20 protein-coding genes are annotated in these 20419 nt (G+C 62.3%); 6 read left to right on the top strand and 14 right to left on the bottom strand.

Features of this window, described 5'->3' with window-relative positions; translation table 11 throughout:
- Positions 1-45: 45 nt before the first annotated feature.
- Positions 46-618, top strand: a complete 573-nt coding sequence (pth, locus tag H7C86_RS00795; protein WP_003946229.1) for an aminoacyl-tRNA hydrolase — start codon at positions 46-48, stop codon at positions 616-618.
- 3 nt (positions 619-621) lie between these two features.
- Here the strand turns inward: pth and H7C86_RS00800 are convergent, their stop codons facing one another.
- A complete protein-coding gene (locus H7C86_RS00800) occupies positions 622-2256 on the bottom strand; it encodes a fatty acyl-AMP ligase (RefSeq protein WP_097387086.1) in 1635 nt (544 codons plus the stop codon).
- 353 nt (positions 2257-2609) lie between these two features.
- On the opposite strand from H7C86_RS00800, the gene H7C86_RS00805 reads away from it, so the two are divergent.
- A complete protein-coding gene (locus tag H7C86_RS00805) occupies positions 2610-4214 on the top strand; it encodes a peptide chain release factor 3 (RefSeq protein WP_135000451.1) in 1605 nt (534 codons plus the stop codon).
- Entirely contained in the window at positions 4214-4864 is a 651-nt protein-coding gene (gene pnuC / locus H7C86_RS00810; RefSeq protein WP_019744670.1) for a nicotinamide riboside transporter PnuC, read from the top strand. Before H7C86_RS00805 ends, pnuC begins: the two co-directional genes overlap by 1 nt.
- A gap of 92 nt (positions 4865-4956) precedes the next feature.
- Here pnuC and H7C86_RS37840 read toward each other — a convergent pair whose 3' ends face one another.
- On the bottom strand, positions 4957-5148 hold the full coding sequence (locus H7C86_RS37840) for a hypothetical protein (RefSeq protein WP_306294056.1): 192 nt from the start codon (positions 5146-5148) through the stop codon (positions 4957-4959).
- Between the two features lie 55 nt (positions 5149-5203).
- On the opposite strand from H7C86_RS37840, the gene H7C86_RS37845 reads away from it, so the two are divergent.
- Entirely contained in the window at positions 5204-5512 is a 309-nt protein-coding gene (locus H7C86_RS37845) for a hypothetical protein (RefSeq protein ID WP_306490525.1), read from the top strand.
- A gap of 15 nt (positions 5513-5527) precedes the next feature.
- On the opposite strand, the gene H7C86_RS00820 is transcribed toward H7C86_RS37845, so the two are convergent.
- The 7 genes from H7C86_RS00820 to H7C86_RS00850 all read right to left on the bottom strand — a co-directional run bounded on the left by H7C86_RS00820 (position 5528) and on the right by H7C86_RS00850 (position 13439).
- Complete coding sequence (locus tag H7C86_RS00820) at positions 5528-6202, bottom strand: pyridoxal 5'-phosphate synthase (RefSeq protein WP_182260934.1); 675 nt, start codon at positions 6200-6202, stop codon at positions 5528-5530.
- A 25-nt stretch (positions 6203-6227) separates the two neighbouring features.
- Positions 6228-6728, bottom strand: coding sequence for a nuclear transport factor 2 family protein (locus H7C86_RS00825; protein ID WP_020970307.1), 501 nt, complete (start codon positions 6726-6728; stop codon positions 6228-6230).
- 97 nt (positions 6729-6825) lie between these two features.
- Positions 6826-7467, bottom strand: a complete 642-nt coding sequence (locus tag H7C86_RS00830; RefSeq protein WP_019744674.1) for a TetR/AcrR family transcriptional regulator — start codon at positions 7465-7467, stop codon at positions 6826-6828.
- 21 nt (positions 7468-7488) lie between these two features.
- Positions 7489-9225, bottom strand: a complete 1737-nt coding sequence (locus tag H7C86_RS00835) for an ABC transporter ATP-binding protein (RefSeq protein WP_172933054.1) — start codon at positions 9223-9225, stop codon at positions 7489-7491.
- Entirely contained in the window at positions 9222-11135 is a 1914-nt protein-coding gene (locus H7C86_RS00840) for an ABC transporter ATP-binding protein (protein WP_259349008.1), read from the bottom strand. Before H7C86_RS00840 ends, H7C86_RS00835 begins: the two co-directional genes overlap by 4 nt.
- On the bottom strand, positions 11132-12001 hold the full coding sequence (locus H7C86_RS00845) for an ABC transporter substrate-binding protein (RefSeq protein WP_019744677.1): 870 nt from the start codon (positions 11999-12001) through the stop codon (positions 11132-11134). The genes H7C86_RS00840 and H7C86_RS00845 overlap by 4 nt, the downstream gene beginning before the upstream one ends.
- Before the next feature lie 55 nt (positions 12002-12056).
- Positions 12057-13439 carry an MFS transporter gene (locus H7C86_RS00850; RefSeq protein ID WP_182260936.1) on the bottom strand — a complete coding sequence of 461 codons (1383 nt, stop codon included), beginning with the start codon at positions 13437-13439 and terminating at the stop codon, positions 12057-12059.
- A gap of 84 nt (positions 13440-13523) precedes the next feature.
- On the opposite strand from H7C86_RS00850, the gene H7C86_RS00855 reads away from it, so the two are divergent.
- Together H7C86_RS00855 and H7C86_RS00860 are read left to right on the top strand one after the other, a co-directional pair.
- Positions 13524-14162 (top strand): TetR/AcrR family transcriptional regulator, encoded by a 639-nt coding sequence (locus tag H7C86_RS00855; RefSeq protein WP_047890214.1) that lies wholly within the window; start codon positions 13524-13526, stop codon positions 14160-14162.
- A 71-nt stretch (positions 14163-14233) separates the two neighbouring features.
- Positions 14234-15208: an ABC transporter substrate-binding protein gene (locus tag H7C86_RS00860; protein WP_182260937.1), complete on the top strand. Its 975-nt coding sequence runs from the start codon at positions 14234-14236 to the stop codon at positions 15206-15208.
- 1 nt (position 15209) lies between these two features.
- Here H7C86_RS00860 and H7C86_RS00865 read toward each other — a convergent pair whose 3' ends face one another.
- Genes H7C86_RS00865 through H7C86_RS00885 form a run of 5 tightly spaced genes read right to left on the bottom strand, consistent with a single transcriptional unit; the run spans position 15210 to position 20179 of the window.
- The gene (locus H7C86_RS00865; RefSeq protein WP_182260938.1) at positions 15210-16250 is read right to left on the bottom strand and encodes an ABC transporter substrate-binding protein; all 1041 of its coding nucleotides are present in this window, start codon (positions 16248-16250) and stop codon (positions 15210-15212) included.
- Complete coding sequence (locus tag H7C86_RS00870; RefSeq protein ID WP_259349009.1) at positions 16247-17098, bottom strand: ABC transporter ATP-binding protein; 852 nt, start codon at positions 17096-17098, stop codon at positions 16247-16249. Before H7C86_RS00870 ends, H7C86_RS00865 begins: the two co-directional genes overlap by 4 nt.
- Positions 17099-17121: 23 nt before the next feature.
- Positions 17122-18171 carry an iron-enterobactin ABC transporter permease gene (fepG, locus tag H7C86_RS00875; RefSeq protein WP_019744683.1) on the bottom strand — a complete coding sequence of 350 codons (1050 nt, stop codon included), beginning with the start codon at positions 18169-18171 and terminating at the stop codon, positions 17122-17124.
- The gene (locus H7C86_RS00880; RefSeq protein ID WP_020970315.1) at positions 18168-19295 is read right to left on the bottom strand and encodes a Fe(3+)-siderophore ABC transporter permease; all 1128 of its coding nucleotides are present in this window, start codon (positions 19293-19295) and stop codon (positions 18168-18170) included. The genes fepG and H7C86_RS00880 overlap by 4 nt, the downstream gene beginning before the upstream one ends.
- The gene (locus H7C86_RS00885; protein WP_259349010.1) at positions 19292-20179 is read right to left on the bottom strand and encodes a siderophore-interacting protein; all 888 of its coding nucleotides are present in this window, start codon (positions 20177-20179) and stop codon (positions 19292-19294) included. The genes H7C86_RS00880 and H7C86_RS00885 overlap by 4 nt, the downstream gene beginning before the upstream one ends.
- Between the last annotated feature and the right edge of the window lie 240 nt (positions 20180-20419).

The following is a 20419-nucleotide window of genomic DNA, read 5'->3' on the forward strand; positions in this document are numbered from 1 at the left end:
GCCGTTCGTGCGTAGCAGGAAAAACAAGCCAGAAAGTAGCGTCCGTTGAGCACAGATACCGCCCTCGTCATCGGCCTGGGTAATCCCGGCCCGCAGTACGAGAAGACCCGACACAACGTCGGCTTCATGGTCGCCGGCACCCTTGCCGGGCGTATGGGCGGAAAGTTCAACGTACACAAGAAGAGTGGCGCCGAAATCGTCGAAGGTCGCCTCGCCGGCCGACGCGTGATTCTCGGAAAACCACGCTCGTACATGAATCTCTCGGGTGGCGCGGTCGCCGGTCTCGCGCGATTCTTCTCGGTCGATGCCGCGAACATCATCGTCGTCCACGACGAACTGGATCTCGATTTCGGGACCATCAGACTCAAACTCGGCGGCGGCGAAGGCGGACACAACGGTCTGCGGTCCATTTCGAGTTCGTTGACCACCAAGGACTACCTGCGCACGCGCGTCGGGATCGGTCGCCCGCCGGGCCGCATGGACCCGGCGGACTACGTTCTCAAGCCGTTCTCGTCCACGGAGCGAAAAGAACTCGATCTCGTGTGCGAAGAAGCTGCGGATGCAGTGGAGCTACTGCTCGAACTCGGGCTCGAAGCCGCACAGAACCGCTTGCACTGACAGTCAGTTACCCAGCAGGGCAGCCGAATTGGCGCGGCGGAGCTTTCCCGACGACGTCTTCGGAATACTGCCGGGGCCCAGAACCGCAACGGCGCGAGGTCGGACACCGACGTCGGCAACCACGGCGTGGACCACTTCGCGCTCGATGCGCTTGACCTCTTCCGGATCTTCGAAAGCGTTGGTCTCGACGGCGACCGCAAAGCTCTCACGCTTCTGGCCGGCATCGAGACGGATTGCGACGGCATTTCCCGGGCGCACACCGGCAACGCTTCCGGCCGCCCGTTCGATGTCTGTGGGGTACACGTTCCGGCCGCCCATGATGATGACGTCTTTGACTCGCCCGCACACCACGACCAGTCCTTCTTCGGTGAAGTACCCGACGTCACCGGTGTCGAGCCAACCGTCGGAGTCCTGCGCCGGCTTGTGACCTTCCACCGTGACGTAACCAGGGGTCACTGCCTTGCCGCGAACCTCGATGATTCCGACGCCGCGGGCCGGAAGCACCTGGCCGTCGCGGTCGACGATGCGTCCCTCGAGGTCAGGCACCATCTTTCCGAGTGTGGCGAGGGCACGAGCGTTGGGGCGATTGGACGGCACCGCCCGAGACATCGACTCGAGGAAGTCGGGATCGACGTAGTCGAGGACCTGACCTTGATCGGGATCCGGAATCGACACGGCGAGCGTGGTTTCCGCCATTCCGTACACGGGAGCGAGCGCGGTCGGGTTCAAACCGAAACGCGCACCGGCCTCGGCGAGGGCATCCATCGTGTCGGGATCCACCGGTTCGGCGCCGTTCCACATGTATCGGACGCTGGACAGGTCGACTGCCCCGTCTTCTGCCTGTGCGAGTCGACGAGCCAAGAGCGAGTACGCGAAGTTCGGTGCGGCGGTGACAGTTCCGCCGTACTTGCCCATGAGTTCCGCCCACAGCACCGGGGTGCGCAGGAAATCCATCGGCGTGATGCTGATGACCTCGGCGCCCACCTGCATCGGAACCGTCAGGAAGCCGACCATGCCCATGTCGTGGAAGAGCGGAAGCCAGCTCACCATCACGTCGTCCTCGATGGAGAACTTGATGCGGTTGATCATCGCGTACGCATTTGTGTAGAAGTTCTCGTGCGTGATCTGCACGGCCTTGGGCGAACCGGTGGAACCTGACGTCAACTGTTGGAGTGCGATATCCGATTCGGCCGTCTCCACGGGATCGATCGACGTTCCGCCACGAAGCTCGTCCACCGTCACGACGGTGATGCCACGCTCTTCGAGGAGCGGCTTGGCCGCGTCGAATGGTGCACCCAGAATGACGGCTTTTGCGGAGATCATGTCGATCACCGTCTCGGTGTCCTGAGCCCAGACGCCCAGATCCGTTCGGGGGGTCGGCTGATGCAGCATCGTCACCGACGCACCGCGCATCCACGTCGCCTGGCAGGCAGGTGCGATGTCGACGGGCTGTCCGGCGAGAATGCCGATCGCGACGCCGCGATCGATGCCGACCTCGGCCAGGCCACCGGCCATGCGCCGAGCTTCCTGGTGGATGTCGCCCCAGGTCTGACGGAAAGCGTTGTCGGGCTCTCCCGTCACCAGGCCGCGGTCGGTGACTGCGGCGGTCGCGTACATCTCTTCGGTGAACTTGCTCAACGCAACTCCTCGGTCAGTGTCACTCTTCGATTCAGTGCAACTCTTCGCAGGACACAAATGGCTGTGTGTTCGAACACACACATACATTGATAATCAGCGATCGTTCGCCGAGTGTTACGCCGCAGTGGCTACTGCCTCGTGGTCTGCGAGTATCCTTTCTCTGTTGTGCTGCCGCACTCTCCACCTGTCCGCGCACCGGCACGTCGCCGGCACCGACGCCCACTTCGAGAGGTTCTTCGTTGACTACCCCGTCCGACTCGACCGTCCCTTCCGACTCGACTGTCCAGTCCGACACCGAAGGCCCCGATTCAACCGAGAGCGGGTCGGTCGCGGTCACGACGACGACCAAGGGCTTGTCCGCCGAGGCGGAGCGTCGCCGCACCTTCGCCGTCATCTCGCATCCTGACGCCGGTAAGTCGACACTCACCGAAGCGCTGGCACTGCACGCGAAGAAGATCTCCGAGGCTGGTGCCGTCCACGGCAAGGCCGGACGCAAGTCGACGGTCTCGGACTGGATGGAGATGGAGAAGGCCCGCGGCATTTCCGTCAGTTCCACCGCACTGCAGTTCAACTACCACTCGTCCGAGACCCCGGACGAGCAGATCAACGTCATCAACCTCGTCGACACCCCCGGTCACTCCGACTTCTCCGAGGACACGTACCGCGTCCTGACCGCCGTCGACGCAGCCGTCATGCTCATCGACGCTGCCAAGGGCCTCGAACCGCAGACGCTCAAGTTGTTCCAGGTGTGCCGTCACCGCGGCATTCCGGTCATCACGGTCATCAACAAGTGGGACCGTCCCGGCCAGACTCCTCTCGAACTGCTCGACGAGATCAGCGAACGCATCGGCCTCACGCCCACTCCCCTGTACTGGCCCGTCGGCATCGCCGGCGACTTCCGAGGACTGTTGCGGCGCGGCGAAGACGGTGAGGCTCGCGAGTACGTCCGCTTCACCCGTACCGCAGGCGGCGCGAAGATCGCCCCCGAAGAGGTCATGGACGCCGACGCGGCGCTCGCCAAGGAAGGCTCCGAGTGGGAGACCGCGGCCGAGGAGAGTGAACTGCTCTCCGCTACCGGCCAGGACCACGATCAGGAGATGTTCCTCGCCGGTCAGACGTCCCCGGTGATCTTCGCGTCCGCGATGCTCAACTTCGGTGTCCGCCAGATCCTCGACACTCTCGTCGAATTGGCGCCGCCGCCGCGGGGCCGCGAAGACCTCAGCGGCAAGCCGCGCGAGGTCACCGATCCGTTCAGTGCGGTCGTCTTCAAGGTGCAGGCCGGTATGGACACCGCGCACCGTGACCGTCTGGCGTTCATGCGCATCGTCTCCGGCGTGTTCGAGCGCGGCATGGTTGTCACACACGCTCAAACCGGCAAGCCCTTCACGACCAAGTACGCGCAGACGGTATTCGGCCGTGAACGTTCCACCGTCGAATCCGCGTTCCCCGGCGACGTCGTCGGCCTCGTCAACGCCACCGCACTCGCACCCGGCCACACGCTGTACACCGAGAAGAAGGTTGAGTTCCCGCCGATCCCGTCGTTCGCGCCGGAACACTTCTCGATCCTGCGCGCCGAAAGCGCCGGCAAGTACAAGCAGTTCCGCCGTGCAGTCGATCAACTCGATTCCGAGGGCGTCGTCCAGATTCTCCGCAACGACATCCGCGGCGACGCCTCCCCCGTCATGGCTGCTGTCGGCCCGATGCAGTTCGAGGTCGTCGCAGCGCGCATGAAGGCCGAGTTCAACGTCGAGGCCAAGATGGAACCACTCGGCTACGCATTGGCCCGCCGTACCGACGCCGCGTCCGAGGTCGAACTGAACCGTCAGCGCGGTGTGGAGGTCTTCACCCGATCCGACGGTGTCCTGCTCGCCCTTGTCAGTGACAAGTGGCGCCTGCAGTACATCCAGAAGGAACTCCCGGATCTGACGCTCGAACCCCTCGTCGCTGCTGCGGACTGATGAGCCTGATCGAGGCGCTGTTCGACGCTGAACTGCACATCGGCAGCGCCACGATTCTCTGGCGAGAGATCATCGGAAACGCGTTCGGAATAGGCTCCGCGATCGCGGGCGCGCGACGCTCGGTATGGGCGTGGCCTGTCGGTATAGCCGGAAATGCCTTGTTGTTCACGGTCTTCATGGGCGCACTTTTCCACACGCCGCAAGAGCTCAATCTCTACGGCCAGGCCGGCCGTCAGTTGTTGTTCATCACCGTCAGCGTCTACGGGTGGACCCAGTGGCGACGTGGGGCACGTGACTCCGGTCGCGCAGTCCTGCCCCACTGGGCGACAACTCGCGAGCGAGTCGCCATGATCGCCGTCATGGCAAGCGGCACAATCGCTTTCGCCTGGATATTCGACCTTCTCGGCTCGTACGGAGCGTGGGCGGAGGCCTGGATCTTCACCGGCTCGATCCTCGCGACGTACGGGATGGCACGCGGCTGGACCGAGTTCTGGCTCATCTGGATCGGCGTCGACGCTGTCGGCGTTCCCCTTCTATTCCGGGCCGGGTACTACCCGTCGGCGATCCTCTATCTGGTCTATGCATTCTTCGTTCTGTGGGGCTTCGCGATGTGGCTGCGCATTCAACGCCGAACTCCACAAGGGGTGTAACAGTAAACAGACTCCTGGTATGTTTGCGTCGATTAAGCAAACCAGCGGTCTGTTTACGGGCATCAGGAGCGAACAATGGAAGACAAGAATTCTCACGGAATAACGGGCCCCAACGGTTCCGGCAACGGATCGAGAGCCAGTAGTTCCGCGAGTAATGGTTCTGCGAGCAACCTTCCCACGGGTAACGGTTCTGCGAGCAACCTTTCCACCAGCAACGGTTCCAGCAGCGCCACCGCCACAGCGGATTTTCTGTCGACCGCACCCAAGCAATCGGATGCATTCACGTTTCCGCTTCCTGCCCGAACCACGGCCGCACACAGCAGCGGAGAGGACCTTTCAGTGCCAGCTTCAACACGCGAATCATCGAGGACACTCGAGACTCGGAGTCGCACCGTCGTACGGCGCGACGCGATGGGCGTAGCCGCCGTTCGAGTGGCCGGTCGACTCACCCACACCGAACTCATCGCGAATCAGACCTCACCCTCGAGCACGCATTCCTCCGATCCCACGATGGATCTGGACGAGTTGCTCACGATGCTCGGCAGCTACCTGTTGTCCTCGGGGTTCGAACATCCCGAAATCCACGCCAAGCTCGGTGGACAGTCGATCGTCGTCAACCTCGTATCGCCGGAGATCAGCGCCAGCTGAGCTCGACCCAGCTGTTCAGGGCCACAGCACTGCTCGCGTCCATGCTCGGTCCGAGCCGCGCCGGTACAACCATCGCTGATGCCGACGCCCGGAGTCTTCCTGCCAGAACTCGACAGACTCCGGCTCGAGGCACCACGCACGCCAGTCCTTCGACACGAACCCCGGGTCGTCACTGATTCTTGCTTCCGCAGCGGCCACCGATGTGTCGTACGCCCCTAAGTCTTCGAGCACCTCGCTCTGCTTACTTGCCGTCGCCACCGCCCTCGCAGTGACGGAGCGTTCGACGAAGTCTCGGCTTCGAAGTGCGTCGTCGCCCTCGCGAACCAACCCGCGAATCCGGACCTGCTGGCCCGTCTCACGCCAGTAGAAGGCGAGCGATGCTCGCGGATTTTCTTTCAGCTCAATGCCTTTCGGCGAAGCAGCTGAACCCGAAAACCAGAACCCACCCTCGGTCACGTCCTTGAGGATGAGGAAGCGGGAATCGGGCATACCGTCACTGTCGACGGTCGCGAGCGCACACACGTGTGGCTCGACGACGCCGAAGGCCACGGCCGCACGGAGCCAGTCGAGGAACAGCTCTCCCGGCTTTTCCGGAAAATGTTCAGGCGCGGGCGGCGGAGTTCCGGTCAGTGCGGGGATACCGCGAATCCACGTCCGTACGTCAGGCAGCGAAAAATCTGCATCAACCATGAGCCGACTCTAATCGCGGGCGGCCTCAGGAGACGTTGCGAACTACCGAGTCGCCGAACGACGGTTGCTGCAGCAGCGCCCACTTGTTGGACGTCAATCGGAAACTCGGCATGTCGGCGAGCGCCACCACCGATTCCCAGGTCCGCTCGTAGCTCGTGTGGGAGATTCGCCATTCACCGTCGCTGCAGCGGGTGTATCTGTCGTGATAGAAGGCCGATCCGCGAAGAAGCATGCCGTCTTCGGGGATCACCACAGTGTCCGCGAGGCACCAGATCCCGGTTGCGGTGTCTCCATCGACGTCGATCTCGGGTTGCCCGCACTGATGTTCGGTGATGACGTGTGATCCGAGGGTGTTCTCGAGGAAGGAGACGAACGAATCTCGGGAATCGAAACTGAGTTGTTCTCCGTAGATCGCGGTGGCGTCGACGGTCAGAGTGTCGGCAAATTCGACCCACGATTTGGTGTCCAAGGCGCGTGCGTATCGGTACTTGAGTCTTTGGATGAGAACAATCGCTTCGAGATCCATGATCCCCGCCTCCCGGTGCAGCAACCACCCGTCCTATGTGTGCACATTAGCCTGTATCACGCCGAAACGGGCATTACTCTCAAAGCTAGTAGAAATGTCAGCCGATAACACGCTTTTCCAGGCCGTCGAGCATGATCGTGATCTTCTCGTCCAACCAACCTCGCCCGTGCCACGTCGATTCGTCGCCGATCCCCTCGACCAACGACTCCGACGCATTCCAACTCTCCTGATACGCCTGGCGCGCAGAACGCGAATCCGCGGAGCTCACGGTCTTGTCCATCGCCGCCATCATTGCGAACTGCGTCATGGTCACCTCGGAGATGAAGTCCACGGCCAGGACCGCGTCATGTGGTGTGAAACCCTGCGCAGTCAACGAACCGACCAGTTTCTCCACGATCTCGATTATCGCCGGTGGCGTGCCCGGAACTGCGAGACCGACCTGGGCTAGACCTGGATAGCGCTCGAACGAGGACCACAGAACGTCGCACAAATCCGTCAGAAACTCACGCCACGGACGATCCGTGTCCGGCCATACAGTCTGACGCACAACGTGATCCGCACAAGCCCGCAGCAGCGCTTCACGGTCCGCGAAGTAGCGATAAAGTGCAGAATGGCTGACGCCCAGACGTTTTGCCACACTCGGCATGGTCAATTCACTCAGATCACCAGCCAGGGCGGCCTCGACGATGTCCACTGTCGACAACGTCGGCGGCCGCCCCGTCTTCTTTCCGGTTTGCATTCTGCTCAGCCTGCCACCTGCTCAGCCCGCTACCAACCGCCATCCCGACGCACGGTGGCGCTGGTTCCAGAACGCGGCGTAGTTCCCACCGGCTGCGAGCAGAACTTCGTGGGTTCCCACTTCGACGATCGATCCGTCGTCACCGAGCACGATGATCTGGTCTGCGGCCACGACGGTAGACAGTTTGTGAGCGATCACGAGCAGTGTGCTTTCACTGGCGAGTTCCTGCATCGCACGCTGTACATGGGCCTCGTTCTCGGGATCGAGCGCGGCCGTCGCCTCGTCGAGCAGAACGATAGGCGCGCGTTTGAGGAGTGCGCGCGCAATGGAGACCCGCTGCCGCTCTCCACCGGACAGTGCCGTCCCGCCCTCACCGACGCGGGTGTCCCAACCCCGCGGAAGTCGCTCGACGATTTCCGCGACGCCCGCGATCCGAGCCACGTCGAAGACCTCATCGTCCGTGGCTTCGGGGCGACCGAGGCGGATGTTCGCGATCAACGTGTCGTCGAAGAGGTACACGTCCTGGAAAACCAAGGACAACTGCGACATCAGATCGGCACTCGTGAGGTCCCGCACATCGACGCCGCCGACACGTACCACCCCCGAGTCGACGTCGTAGAAGCGCGAGATCAGCCGAGTGACGGTGGTTTTGCCAGACCCTGACGGACCGACCAACGCCGTCAGCGACTTCCGCGGCACCTCGAAGGAGATGTCCCGCAGCACCTGCCCACCGTCCGCGTAGCCGAAGTCGACGGCGTCGAACTGCACGGCCGTCTCCCCCGTCGGCTGCCCGCTGGTATCGGGTTCTACCAGTGGTTCCACTTCGAGGATCTCGGACATCCGACGGATTTCGTTGCGTGCCATTCTGATTGCACCGCCGAACTCGCCGATCTCACCCAGCGGTTGGATGAACCGTGCGGTCAGGCCGAGTAGCGCGATCAACGTGACAGGGTCGATGTCGCCGCCGAGCGCGAGGAATGCACCCAGGATGATCACGGCAGAGAAGACGAATTGCAGGGCGATCCCGTTGACCACGGACCCGATCACCACGAACCACAGTTGTGAACGACCCGCAGTGTGTTGCGCTTCGATCGCGTCGTCGAGCGGTTCGTACACCCCGTGTGTGCGTCCGAAAGCACGCAGGACCGGTTGGCAACGAGCGTATTCGAGCACTCGATTGTTCGATTCGACGGCTGCGGCATGTGCCCGATCGTCGGCCTTGGCAGTCATCGTCGAGGCAAATCTGGCTGCCGCGAACAGAATCGGAACGCTGACCATCAGTGCCAGCCCGAGCCGCCAGTCGAAGAACAGCATGCACACGACAATGGTTGCCGGGCTGGCAATTCCGGAGATGATCGGTGTCATCAGGTGCGCAGCCGCCCCCATCACCGAGATGGTGCCCTTGCTGGCAACCTGCGATACCTGGCCGAGACGGCCGGCGCCGAACCAGCCGAGCGGCAGAGTGACGAGATGATCTCCCAGGCGCAGATGCATAGTCCTCAGCAGCGTGAGGGCCGACTCGAATCCCTTCATCGCCTGCAGGTAATGCGCAATCGAACTGATCCCAGCGCACACGGCCATAGCTGCGAGCCACCGAAGGAAACTGCCCCAGTCCTGATCGAACAGTGCCTGCACCGCCGGGACCAGTAGCGCCACTGCCAAACCTTGCATCACGCCGTACAACACTGCCCACACCAGGAACTCGCGATAACGGCCCTGATTCTGCGGGCCGAGTATCCGGAAGAGGTCGCGAATCATGAGTTGGCCTTTCCTGCTGCGTCAGACATACCAGCGATGCTGTCGGCCCGACTGTGTTCAATCGAGTCGGCCCGACTGTGTTCAATCGAGTCGGCCCGACTGTGACTCGCCCACATCCGGGCATAGGTTGAACCACTCGCCACAAGCTGATCGTGCGTGCCCTTCTCCACGATCCGTCCGGCGTCGAGAACCACGATCTGATCGGCGCTCACGATCGAAGCCAACCGGTGCGCGATCACCAGCACGGTGCGGCCGATCGTCAAGCGCGACAACGCCTCCTGGATATCGGCTTCGGACTCCGGATCGGCGAAAGCGGTTGCTTCGTCGAGCACGAGAACAGGAGTGTCCGCGAGAATCGCACGCGCTATGGAGACTCTTTGGGCTTCACCACCCGAGAATCTGGCGTCGACCCCGACTACGGAGTCGTAGCCTCTCGGGAGCGCTTCGATTCGGGTGTCGATCTGCGCGGCTGCGGCAGCGGCCTTCACCTCGGCCGAAGTCGCCTGCGGTCGGGCAAGCCGAATGTTGTCGAGCACGGTCGCTTCGACCAGCTGCACGTCCTGCAGAACGAATCCGACGTGGCGGTACAGCTCGTCGGTCGCCACGTCCCTGACGTCGGCACCACCGATGGCCACGGATCCGGCACGCACGTCGTGGAACCTCGGAACCAGCGTTGCCAGCGTCGACTTACCCGAACCCGAAGGTCCGACCAACGCCGTCACCGTGCCCTCCGGCAGCGTCAGATCGATGTCGGTCAGAACGTCGGCGCCGTCGTCGTAGGCGAAAGAAACTCCGGAGAATCGAACTTCATTCCCCGCGGGACTTTTCGGATGATCGGTTTCCGGCAGCGCCTCGGTCGAGAACAGCGCAATCAGTCGCGCCGCAGCGGCGGCTGCCTCTCGGCGAGCCTGCATACCGAAACCGATGGTCGTCACCGACACCGGAATCACCATCGCGACAAGAGAACTGGTCAGCACATCGATGGGTGACACCCATCCGGAGTGGACGAACCACGAGCCGAGGCCAAGGTTGACCACCAGCACTACCGGTGCGCTCAATGCAATCGAGGCCAGCGCCTCGGTCCGGAGCATCGGGCGAACCCAGCCCTCGTACGAGAGTGCAAATGCCTTGGCGGCGTCGCGGTACCGGGAGTGTGACTGCTTGTCCTGACCGAAGGTCTTGACCACTGCGATACCGGTGACGAACTCGACGATGGTGTTGCTGATGGCCGCGATGCCCTCATTCATCCGGCTCATCTTGACGGCCATGTCCTTGGTCATCATCGCGTAGGCGATCATGTAGATCGGGAGCGTGGCAATCGCGACCAATCCCAGACGCCAGTCGATCGAGATCACGTAGCCGAGTCCGACGAGCGGCACTGCGATGGCTCCGGTGGTCTCGACGGCGCTGTGCGCAACCAGGTAATGGAGATCGGAGATGTCGTTCTGCGCGGCTTTGCGCACGGTTCCGGATGAGTGGGAGGTGAACCAGCCCAAGGGAAGTCGACCGAGAGTCGCTGCGATTCGACGCCGCAGCACCGCCTGCAGATTCACATCGGCGAAGTGCGTCACGATCAACGCACCGCCTCCGAAGAACGCACGCATACCCAGACCGAAGACGACCACCCACACGATCGTCCAGACACGGGACGAGTCGACGTCACCGCCCACGATCAGCGTCTTACCCAGTTCGGCGATGGCCACGTACGGCACGATGGCGGCGACCGCGGCGATCACCTGCATCACCATCGCGATGGTGGTCCGCGTGCGCACTGGAGCAAGGAGTTCGCGAAGCGCGCTCTTGTGCTCCGCCGCTTCAGCTTTGGCTTGCGAGGCTTCGGCCGCCGCTCCTTGTGATACGTCGGCCTCTTCAGATGAAATGTCTGCTTTCGTGGCCTGTGTCGTCGTCATTTCGAGAACGCCTTCCATCGGGTAACTGCGTCGGCGTCGGATGCGATGCGTCCTTGGAGCTCCGCGCCGGTGAGTGTGCGATCGGCAAGTGCCTCGAGGTCTTCGAGGATCCAGTAGACCGCGAAGGGATAACTGCCGAACCAGAGTTCGCCGCTGACGTCTGCCGTGCGCCCGGCCTGCACCGCAGGGATCTCGTTGAACAACGGATTTGCGTGTACCAGTGCGCCGTCGTAGATGTTTCCCGAGGTCACGACCATCGCGTCCGCCGCGTGCTGCCCGACCTCCTCGCCCGACACCGAAGACGTGGCAACACCTGTGTTCGGTCCGATCTTCGCGTCGAGTTCGGCTTGTGGACGCCTGAAACCGGCTTCCTCGATGATCGAGGACATCGGCGACTGTGGGATGACGGTGTAGATGCCGCCGGAGAATCCCACCAGCACGGACAACGTCTGCGGTTGCGCCTCGACCGTTCCGGATACTTCGGCAAATTTGGTCTCGAGCCTCGACACGATTTCGCGAGCTTCGGACTCTCGACCCAGAACAGTCGCCGCGGTATTCAGAACTTCGCGCCACGGCGCCGCATAGGCGAGCACCGTCGTCGGGGCAATCTCGTTGGCCTGAGCCGTGATCGACGTCAACGACCCGACGTCACTGAGCAGGATTCTGTCAGGATCGACTGCTGCGATCTGTTCGACGTCGGGTGACTCGAAGAACGTCGGTTTGTCGATGACCTCTATGCCCTCGCTCTGCAAGATCTCCTTCGCCGCCTGTGATTGCAGGGTGGCAAAGACCGTATCGGGCTTGACCCCAAGTGTGAGCGCGTTGAGTGCTGCGAACTCGTCCAGTGCGCCCCACTGCTGCCGCATCCTTCTCTCCCTGCTTTAGTTACACACTGTCTCGATTAGGGGAGCCTACAATAACTCAAGCCGTTTGTGCAGCCCTCGTCACCGGAAGTGCAAACGCCGGCAGACACGCGACAACGCTGATGACCGCGCCCATCACGAACGCCGCTCCGAACGAATCACCGGAAATACCGATCGCCAGGACTGCTGTGGTTACCGGCGCACCCACCGCCGATCCCACGGTCCTGATCACGCTGTTGACACCACTGGCCGCTGCCATCTCCGATGGCGGCACGATCGAAGCAACCAACAGAGCACAGACCGCGAACCCCACGCCGTTCCCCAACCCGACGAGGGAGAAGAACAGCACGATCGCAACCACCGAACTCGGCCAGATTGCGAGTCCGATCGCGCCCGTCGCCATGAGTGCCAGCGCTGTCACCGCCGGTACTCGCGGCCCGTATCGCCGCGCGAGAGCCGGCGTCAAACGCCCGCCGAGAAAGACGAGTACAGCGGCAGGCAAGAGCGCCAACCCGGTCTGCACGACAGTGAATCCGCTTCCGTACGTGGACGTGTCCGGCGCCTGAAGGATCCGCGGCAGGCAGAGGTAAAAGATGTACGGCACGAATCCGAACACCAGAGTGAGTGCGCTGGTGATCATCATCGGCTTGTCCCGAAAGACTCGCATGTCGACAATCGGCGCGTCGTGGCGGGAATCGACGGCAATCAGTGTCGCGAACGAAACTAACGCGATTACAACCAGACCCCAGAATCCGAGCGACAGAACTCCCCAGTCGGAGGCTTTGGTGATCGCCAGGAGCAGGCTCACCAACCCGAACGCCAGTGCTCCGGCACCGGCCCAGTCCGTCGGCATACCCGGCCGGCGATGCGAACCCGGAACCACGGCCACCACCGCGACCAATGCGAGCACGATCAAGATCCCGGTGATCACGAACAACCACTGCCAACTGAGATACTCGAGAATGACACCGCCGATCACCAGTGCACTTCCGGCACCGATTCCCAAAGTCCCAGCGAGCCAACCTATCCCCGAAGACAACTCGGCGCCCACTACCGTTCTCCGCAGCACTGCCATCGCGAGCGGGAAGCTCGCCATACTCACTCCCTGGACGGCCCGAACGACGAGCAGCACCCCAATGTTCGGCGCTGCCGCGGCGGCGAATGTGGCGAGGGCAAAGATGACCAGAACGATCACCAGAACTCGCTTGTCGCCGAACCGGTCACCCATTGCCCCGACGATCGGAGCCATCACCGCGGCCGCCAACAGATAGGACGTAAGAATCCACCCGGTCACCGCCACGGACGTGTCGAAATGCTCACCCAACACCGGCAACGCCGGTACCAGCATGGTCTGCATGAGCGAGTAGACGAGTACCGCTCCAGCCAGGGCTGCGATCACCCGGCTCCCGGATCGCGTGGGCGCCTCTGCCAAGGTCGTCATCGACACCTTCCTCCAATCATGAATCGAATCGGAACGGAACACTCCGTTCCGATTGAGTAAACCACGCATTGCTAGCCTGTGGGAATGGCGAAAGAGAATGCGAGCCTCCCCGGACGCGCCCGAGAAGCCGCAGACAACGACGTCACCGTGCTGCGAGCAGCGCGCGAGATTTTTGCCGAACAGGGTTGGAATGCACCGGTATCGGCGATTGCCGCACGGGCCGGAGTGGGCGTCGGCAGCATCTATCGCCGATACCGAGGCAAGGAGGAACTGGCGCAATCCCTGCGCGTCTGGGCGATCGATCACCTCGCCACCCTTGCCCGAGAGTGCGTGAGCACCGCGAAAACCGATGAAGCCGTATTGAAGACGTTCTTCTCGCGATATCTCACCGAATCGGTGGGACCGCTCATTCCGGTCCTCGGCGGCAGGTTGCCTGAACACGCCGAAGTCACTCGTGCCGCCGAAGAATTGGAGGCCGCCTTGCAATCCATGGTCGACGTCTGCGTCGACGCTCGCGAAGTCCCGCCCGGCTTCACTGCTGCAGACGTCATGCTCATGACAGTGCATCTGCGGCCGACTCTGCCGATCGAGGGCGATCGAGCCACCGAAATACACACGCGTTATCTCGATTTCATGCTCGACGGACTTCGTGGCGGAACACCTCAACCGTCGATCACTCCCCCATCCTGGAGCGAATGGCTTCAGATGTGGCAGGGCGCCTGACCCGGAGAACACCCGAATGGAACATCAGGTTAGGCTTACCTAGCTTAGTTCGCCATGTTCGGAAGGTTTTCATGAAACTCACCCGCCGGTTCGCCGGATTCGCCGCACTACCCGCCGTCGCCGCACTCCTGCTCACCGGTTGCGGAAGTAGCGACGCATCACCTTCTACCGAGACCAGGTCCGCCGACCAGTCCTGGAGTTACACAACGGGATACGGAAACACGATCACCCTCGATCACGCCCCGGAGCGGATCGTCGTCGACGCGTATTCCGCTGCTGCGCTGTGGGACTACGGTATTCGGCCGGTCGGCATCTTCGGTTACGGCGTCGGCAATCCCGACGTCACCGATCATGCCGACGAGTCGACCATGACGGTCGTCGGCCGTGAAGGCGAACTCAGCGCGGAATCACTTGCGGCACTGGACCCCGACCTCGTCATCGGGTACGGCAACAGTGACGACCCGACGCGATGGACTTGGTGGGACGAGCCGATGGGCAACACCGTCAACAATGTTGCACCGTTTGTCGGCGTCAAGTTCTCCGGAGCCTCGACACCGGACGTGTTGAGCGAATACGCCTCACTCGCCGAAGCTCTCGGCGGGAACACCGACACAGCCGAAGCACGCGAGGGCAAGGAAGCATTCGAATCCGGTGCAGAGCGAATCCGAACTGCCGCGGGCAAGGTCGACGACATCGAAGTCCTCGCCCTGAACGGTGACAGCTCCGAGTTGTACGCAGGCACAACGGCGCTCGCCCAGTTCGGTTATCTGAAAGAACTCGGCGTGAAGTTCACCGGACCGGGAGGCGACAAAGGCTGGGCCGACCTCAGCTGGGAGCAGGTCCCGGATTACCCGGCGGACATCGTGTTCCAGTTCGCGAAGTCGGCAGAAGCATTCGCAGCATCACCCGTGTTCGTCAAGCTGCCCGCGGTGACCGCGAACCAGGTGATCGACTTCGACGACAAGCGTCCCAACACCTACGCCAATTACGGCGCCTGGTTCGAGCAGGTTGCACAACTACTCGACCAGGCCCGCAACGTCGCCTGAATTACTGCCCAGCAGTGATTCGCCCGGCCGCTTCCTCGAGAATGTCGAGGAAGATGGCCGCGGTGAGCGCAAATCCTTGGTTGTATCGCGCGTCGCTGGTCAACACGTTGCCCGCTTGAACTGCAGGCAACCGCTGCCACGTCGGCTGCGTCTTGATCGCGTCGAGTGCTTCCTGATCGCGCGCTTGGGCGATGATCACATCCGCCGGAGCCAAGGTGTCGAGTTGCTCGAACGACAACTCGAACGAGTTCTCTGCATTGTCGTCGTCACGGAAAAGCACGTCCAGGCCGGCATCGATCGCAACACTGATCCGCAGATTCCGCTGATGCACAAGGAATCCGGTCGGCGTCTGAACGCCGAACACGATCTTCTTTCCGCCCAGCTTCTCCTGCAACATGGGTCGCAGTCTCGCGAGCTTGTCGTCGTACTCCGCGATGGAAGCCTCGGCGATTGCCACACGGTCGAGTTGGCTCGCCTGCGCCATCAGCGCACCTCGCCAGTCGACCGGGTGTCCGGCGATCGGTTCGACGTCGTCGCCGACGACCAACAGCGGCGCGATCGAAGACAAGCGCTCGGTGCCGTACCAGTCACTCGTGTAGCCGATCGCAGTGATCACGATCAGATCGGGTTCGAGAGCGAGCAGAGCCTCGAAATTGGTGGAGAAATCGCCGGCTACGTTGACGAAGCTCGCGTCCTCGATGGTACGGCCGGGAAACTGGAATCCTGCCTTGGCATCGGGGAACCAGAAGTTCCCCGAACCGACGATCGGGTAGTCCATCATCATCGCGAATTCGAGGTCGACGCGGCCGTCCAGCACCACAACGCGCCTGGGGTCGCGCGGAACGTCGCCGCTGAACTCGCCCCACGTGTACGGGAGAGTGTCACTGGCCGAGTCCGACTCGGCATCGGAAGTTCCACACGCACTCAGCGCCAGTGCTGCAGCCACACCGGCTGCGCTACCGAAGAATCGGCGCCGTGAAATGCGGTCGACGATCTGAGCCCACTCCGAATCGGTGACCTGCGTATCCAGGACGAGTGTCATACCTTTGCTCCTTCGATGTTTCGCTGACGCTCGCGTCCCAGCGGAATGACAAGTGGTGTGTGGGAAACCGGATCGTCGATGATGTGGCACGCCATGCCGAACACCTCCTGCACCAGTTCTTCGGTGATGATCTCCGCGGGCGGGCCTTCGGCGACCACGGCGCCGTCCTTCATCGCGATGATGTGAGTTCCGTAGCGGCACGCGTGATTGAGATCGTGAAGCACAGCCACCAGCGTGTGCCCGTCGTTCTCGTTCAGATCGCGGCACAACTCCAGAAGCTCGATCTGATGGGCGATGTCGAGGAACGTCGTCGGCTCGTCCAGCAGCACCAACGGAGTCTGCTGCGCGAGAACCATCGCGACCCAGACACGTTGGCGCTGACCACCGGACAGTTCGTCGACCGGCCTGGCAGAGAGATCCGTGACCTTGGTTGCCTCCATCGCCTTGATGACGGCGGCCTCGTCCTCTCGCGACCACTGACGGATCAGCTTCTGATGCGGATAACGTCCTCGCGCAACCAGATCGGCGACCTTGATACCGTCCGGGGCGATGGATGTCTGCGGCAGAAGCCCGAGCCGCCTCGCAACTTCCTTGGCCGGGTACGACGTGATCGCTTTGCCGTCGAGAAGAACCTTGCCGGTGGTCGGCTTGAGCAACCGGGACAACGCACGCAGAAGTGTCGACTTGCCGCAGGCGTTGGGACCGACGATGACGGTGAAGCCACCGTCGGGGATCTCGACGTCGAGGTGCTCCGAGATGACGCGCTTGTCGTACCCGATCGTGACGTCCTCGGCGCGAAGCCGATTCGTCTTCTCAGCCACGACGCCCGCCGCACTTGCCTCGTTCACGCTGTTCCTCGTTCCTTCACCGATCACTGCTTACGGGCCTCTCGCGCGAGAAGCCATACAAAATAGATGCCACCGATGGAGACCGTGACGACGCCGACCGGCAACTGTGTCGGTGCAAAAGCTCGCTGCGCCACCCAGTCGCTGACCATCAACAACGCGCCACCCATTGCTGCCGACGGCAGCAGGGTCACTCCGGCACTACCGGTCAATCGCCTCACCAATTGCGGAGCCGCCAGCGAGACGAACCCGATCGGTCCGGCCGCTGCTGTCACCATGGCCGTCAGAGCGACACCCAGAACAACCAGGGAAAGCCGCGTGGGTTCGGCCCGGACTCCGAGTGCCTTGGCGGCGTCGTCGCCCATCTCGAGCATCTGCATCCGCCTGCCCAACACCAGGATCAGCGGAACGAGGATGGCCAGCACGACGACCACCGGCCACACCTGAGTCCAGCCGAGACCGTTCAACGAACCGGCACCCCACACTGCGGCGGCCATGGCGTCGTCAAGCTTCGCCTTGAGAATCATCCAGGTGTTGACCGAGCCCAACATCGCACTGATGGCGATACCGACGATGATCAACCGAAATCCCTGCACACCACGCTTGTACGCAAGGAGGTAAACCACTGCTGCGGTCGCGATTCCGCCCACCAGAGCACCGACTGCGATCTCGTAGTAAGTACCACCGATGAGGAGGATGACCACAAGAGCGCCCGTGTACGCACCGGAGTTGAAGCCGATGATGTCTGGGCTACCCAACGGGTTCCTGGTGAGCGATTGGAAGATCGCACCGCTCATGCCGAGTGCCGCACCGAGCATCAGCGCCAACAGAACTCGGGGCAGACGCCATTCCACGACGACCATGTGGATACGCGCGGGCGCTTCGCCGAACAGTGCGCCGAGGACGTCCCCGATCGGCACCTGGTAGTCACCACTACCGAGGGCGATGACACCGATCGCCAGTGCAAGCGCAACGAGGATGAGGCAGACCGTGACCGTGCGGACGTCGATCCGCGCGGACCAGCCTTCTTTGGGTGAGCGCACCACCGTGGTGGGGCGCCCGAAATCAATGCTCACAGACCGCTCACCTTGCTTCGACGCACCAGCATGATCAGCACCGGAGCTCCGATGAATGCCGTGACGATGCCGACCTGAAGTTCACCCGGGCGCAGCACGATTCGGCCGACGACGTCGGAGAAGAGAAGCAGAATCGGCGAGCACACCAACGTGTACGGGAGAATCCATCGCTGATCCGGTCCGACGAACCATCTTGCGACGTGCGGAACCATCAGACCGACGAATCCGATCGGCCCGGCCGCCGCTGTCGCTGCGCCACACAGCAAGGTCACCGCGATGACACCGAGGATACGAGTACGAGTGATGTTGGCACCGAGCGAACGTGCCAGATCGTCACCCAAGGCCACCGCGTTGAGTTGGCGCGCCAACGCGAGCGCCAGGAAGAGTCCGATGAGAATGAAGGGGGCAACGGCCAGAACGATTTCCAACGAACGTCCGCTGAGTGAGCCGGCATTCCACTGGCGCATCTGGTCGAAGGCGGTCGGGTTGAGCAAGGTGATGCCGGACGAGATGCCGCCGAGCACGGAGCCGATGGCGACACCGGCCAGTGTCAGCCGAATGGGCGTTGCACCGCCTCGGCCGATCGAGCCCAGCGTGTAGACGATCGCCGTGGCTATCACCGCTCCGAGGAACGCGAACCAGATGTACGACCAGATGCTGGTCAGGCCGAAGACCGCGACGGCAACAACCATCGCAAAGCCTGCTCCGGCATTGACACCGAGAATTCCGGGATCAGCCAAGGGATTTCGTGTCATCGCCTGGATGAGGCCACCGGCCACGCCGAGCGCCATGCCGACTATCAGACCGAGCAGAGTACGCGGCAGCCGCAGGTCACGGATGATCACGTGATCGTTCGAGTCGTCGTAGTTCACCAGCGCGTCGATCACGGTCCCGAACGGAATGGTCTTCGATCCAACCGCAATGCTCAGAAGGAGCACGGCGGCAAGCACCACCAGGCACACCAGAAGACCCGCCATACGACGAGAGTTGGTCGATACCAGGCCGTCCGGTTGCTTCTGCTTCTCTTGCAGCGACTCGTCGATCAGTTCTTCGGTGTGTTTGTCGACGGCTCTCTCGTCAGCCGCACTCTGGTCGACGGCACTCTTGTCTAATCCAACGGTCACAAGCCGGCGCTCTCTAGAGTCTTCTCGACCTCGTCGCGAATCTCTTCCTCGTCGCGGTCCGATTCCCAGGCCGCATCGAGTGCCGCGCGGACACTCTCGTCGAGGGCCTCGTACTTCGCGTTCCAGACCTCGGCCTTGTACGTCCAGTAGCCGATGACCTTGTACTGCTCACCCGGCAACTTCAGTTCGTGACGAAGGTACTTGCGGATGTCACGGAGCATCGTGCTCTCGCCTGCCACCCACACGTATCCGAGTTCGGTGGGCAGGTTCATCGCGCGAACCGCGTCCGGCAGCTTCGACGGTGCAACACCGTTGCCACTGCCGACCAGCCAGATGAACTCGACGTCGGCGTCCGAGGTGATCTGCTGCTTGTGAGACTCGTCCACCACCTCGACGATCGCCTTGGCCGACATGCCGGCCGGCAACTGTTCGATCAGACGACCGAGTGCGGGGAGTCCGGTTGCGTCGGCGACGAACACCTGCCAGCGTGCGTCGGCCGGCGGCTCGTAGAGGCCACGAGACTCGCCGATCGCCAACTTGTCACCGATCTCGGCTTTCTGCGCCCAGTCGCTGGCGATTCCGCCCTCGTGAACGACGAAGTCGATTGTCATTCGGCTGGTTTCGGTATCGAACCGTCGCACGGTGTACGGCTGGCACGGGGATGGTTCCTCGCCCTCCGGGTACCGCCAACCGCGCGGTGCGTCCGGATCTTCCGCCGGTAGAACGAACTCGCCTGTAGCCGGGACCGGGAAGTGGAGGCGCAGGTATTCGTCACCGGTACCGGTGGTTTCGAAGGCGGTCAGTTCCTCCCCTCCGAACACGATACGAACCATTCCCGGGGTCACGTACTCCTTGTGAAGTACCTCGCCGAACACAAGACTCACAACAATCTCCAACATCGATGGAACATGAACCGGACCCGAACACGAGGATCAAATCCGACTTCCGGACATAGTTAACCCGCGCTAAGTAAGGTAGACCTTAATTTATTGCAGTGTTGTCGATGAGTCGATGCCTTCTCCGCTGCAACGGGGCCAACTACTATCGCAATTCGGCCAACGCAATACATATGGCCTGTTCACGACAAGTATTGGCACCGGTGTGACTTCTGACTACCGCCCACG

Source organism: Rhodococcus sp. UFZ-B548, from assembly GCF_903819475.1.
In the GTDB taxonomy this organism is placed as follows: domain Bacteria; phylum Actinomycetota; class Actinomycetes; order Mycobacteriales; family Mycobacteriaceae; genus Rhodococcus_F; species Rhodococcus_F erythropolis.